Annotated in this window: 3 protein-coding genes; all 3 read right to left on the bottom strand. The window is 36.4% G+C overall.

From position 1 onward, the window contains the following. Window positions 1-190: 190 nt before the first annotated feature. On the bottom strand, window positions 191-787 hold the full coding sequence (locus H5115_RS19525) for a DUF6624 domain-containing protein (protein ID WP_182756910.1): 597 nt from the start codon (window positions 785-787) through the stop codon (window positions 191-193). Between the two features lie 1,131 nt (window positions 788-1,918). Beyond that, the gene (locus H5115_RS19520) at window positions 1,919-2,476 is read right to left on the bottom strand and encodes a hypothetical protein (protein WP_182756908.1); all 558 of its coding nucleotides are present in this window, start codon (window positions 2,474-2,476) and stop codon (window positions 1,919-1,921) included. Between the two features lie 85 nt (window positions 2,477-2,561). Next, window positions 2,562-2,918, bottom strand: coding sequence for a hypothetical protein (locus H5115_RS19515; RefSeq protein ID WP_182756906.1), 357 nt, complete (start codon window positions 2,916-2,918; stop codon window positions 2,562-2,564). Window positions 2,919-3,263: the final 345 nt, after the last annotated feature.

Below are 3,263 nucleotides of genomic sequence, written 5' to 3'. Positions count from 1 at the left end.
AGACTTATTTGACGCTTTCTTGCAATTGCCATAAGAAACCCTGCTTGTTTTTTGCACTAAATAAAGGCTAGCCTCTAACTCCATAAAGTGCAAAATTTAGGATGGGTGTCTTGTTTATTTTAATTAAAAGTTGCAATTAATAGACAAATTTTACTAGTTGCCCACCCCAGGACGTTTTGTTATATGTACATTAATTCAAGTCTATTTCAGGGTGTTCTTTAATCCCGTACATTTTTTCCATTATTTTTAAGTAAAAATCTAAAGAGGGCATATTCATTTCTTCACGCCGTTTATCTACATTAGTTTCATCTTCTATAGGGCTAAACATAACTTTACCTTCACTCACGTCAGCTTGAGTACCATAGATTTGTTTCTTTCCTTGTGCAATAAGAGCTCTATCAGTTAAAAGAGCAACTTGTTGTCCGCTAACACCTTCGCCATTCAAATATGATTGCTTTAAATAAGGAAGCATTTTTACTTTAAATGCAACATCAGGTGAATGCTGGATGACTAAAAATGCTGCTCCAACTCCTTTAACTCCGACTAAATCCCTTGTTACCCAATGATGCTTTTTAATGATAGCTTTAAGTTTTCCTGTATTACTTTCATCTATTTTCATCATTTGTTCTAGGAGTGCTTTAGGCGGGTTTTGCCACCCAGCTTCTCCTATTTTGTTTCGAATATGTTGATCTTCAATTTCCATTTCAATTAGTTCTTTTTGCAGAGGAAGGTTAATTTCGGCAAAAGAATAAAAAGGTATAATCAACAGTAAAAATAGGTAACGCATCAACTGAACTCTCCTTGTACATATAACGAGCCATAACGAGCCTTTAGATTAACTCGTTTTTTATTTATTTTTATTGATAAACAAACCATAGCTGAGTTCCTATTTTGGTTCAATCGATTACTGTATTTTTACGCAGAATATAAAAAGGTTTGTTGTTTTAATTGGCGTTTTGGAAGGGGTTGCGGCTGGTTGAGTAGCTTTAATTTAGGGTAAAAGGGCCTCCATTTCTTAATGCATCGTCTTTTGCAGCTTTTCTATATTATGAACAAGGCAATACAGTTGCCACACAATAAAGTAAAGGCATTCACTTTCGCTTGACCCCGTAAGGTCAATTTATTCATGCCTTTATTCACTGTAATATTCCACTTTTTATTTAAAGGAAAGCCGGTTAGATACAGCCGAGCCGTTTGCCATTCTTTAATAAACAGCTATCGTAGCTCGATTGAGCTGTCTATTGTTACTTTCATTTTGTCTACATAGCTCAGCTTTTTGCGTGATTCATTATTTATAACAATACACTCTTCACACTGTTTTTGTTGGCTTTTTTTCTAATGATTAGGATGGGTGTCATTCTAATCATTATTTGATATTGTTTTAATTGACGTTTTGGAAGGGATTAAGGGTGGTTGAGTGGCTTTTATTTAGGGTAAAAGGGCTTACCCTTCTTAATGCATCGTGTTTTGCAGCTTTTCTATATTATGAACAAGGCAATACAGTTGCCGCAGTGTAAAGTAAAGGCATTCACTTTTGTTTGACCCCGTAAGGTCAATTTATTCATGCCTTTATTCACTGTAATGTTCCGCTTTTTATTTAAAGGAAAGCCGGTTTAATACAGCCGAGTCGTTTGCCATTCTTTAATAAACAGCTATCGTAGCCCGATTGGGCTGTCTATTTTTACTTTCATTTTGTCTACATAGCTCAGCTTTTTGCGTGATTCATTATTTATAATAATGCACTCTTCATACTGTTTTTGTTGGCTTTTTTCCTAATGATTAGGATGGGTGTCATCCTAATCATTATGAGGATGGGTGTCATCCTAATCATTATGAGGATGGGTGTCATCCTAATCATTATGATGGGTGGTGTGGGGGCTGGAGGTTAGAGACCTCCGGCTACCCGATTAGGTCTGTGCTATCGACTAAGCCCTGAATTCACTGCACCAGCTAATAAAGTAATAGCCACACCTGATCCGATTGGTAAGTAATAGGCTACTTTTTCTAGAGAATTGAACTTTCTTAATAAGGGGTAAATTAAGCAAATAACCAAGTAGATATAGAACATCACGTCATTCTTTTGTGCCTCATTACTATTACCTGTTAGAAATACAAGAAAACCCAGTGTCATCAGCATTGATGAACCAGAGATGATTCTCATACCGGTTTCAGATGTCACCCAAACTTTTCTATATATCGCAGCCATAAACAAAGCTGTGAGAATAAGGAAATGACTTTCAGAATTATCAATGTGCAATCCAAAATGATTAGCCGATTGTTGCATGGGGAGAATAACCCACGCTTTATATACATTGATACCGTCGAGAATGAAGCCTTTCCACGCAAAGACTATATTAGATAGTGATGCAATAGAACCAGAAGCTAGAAATGTAGAAAGAACAATACCAATTTTTGTAAAGAGCGTTCCGTTTTCCCACAAATTTTTGGCTGATTTTAAATCATCGATTAATGCCACGTTTAGTTATTTCCCCTTTAAGACCTAACACCAAATTAAGCGGCAGTTTGGTGCTCTTCCAAAATGTCCGTCTTCAATTTTTTTGTTAGGTGGCATGCGAGCGAACACCTATAAAAGCTATCAAAACCCCAGAAAGCAAACCTGATAAAACAGCTGCAACTTGCCATTCAACTTCTCCTGAGAATAGCGTCGGCAAGCTACACAGAATTCCAGCTAGAATATAATGATGCCTGCGATAAAACCTCAACTTACGCATAATTAATAACGCGGCCCCACCTACTATTGCCAAATATATTGCTATAAAAGCACCTGTTACAAGAAACAAGGGCATTAATTCTACAATGCTAGAAACAGAGAAGTTTATACCATCCCATTTAAATGCGGCTGAATGAACAACAGTTGCTACCAACCAACTAAGTAAAATCGAAAAAAACAATCTCAACTCTGACACCTAACAATTTTGTCTACGACATTTGTCGTTTTATCAACCGACAAATGTCCATATATTACAGTGCATTTATCTTAACCATCAAATAAACACCTGTAAACAATTAGTTAACTGGAAATTATTTTTAATCAATGCACAAATGCACCGAAATGGTGGAGATCAGTAATATTGGACAAAACAACAAGCACTGTTTATATATACAGTTAACTTTTACTAGGGCGTGTTGATCTTTGGTGGGTGAATTTGCAGCAGTATGTTTGGTTTTTAGGCAAGGCGGAGCCTATGTAGTGTGGTTATTCCCCATGAATAGGCGATAACGCAGCATAAATACCAAACATG

Source organism: Pseudoalteromonas sp. SR44-2 (genome assembly GCF_014163745.1).
Taxonomy (GTDB): domain Bacteria; phylum Pseudomonadota; class Gammaproteobacteria; order Enterobacterales; family Alteromonadaceae; genus Pseudoalteromonas; species Pseudoalteromonas distincta.
This window is presented reverse-complemented; position numbering and strand designations above follow the sequence as displayed.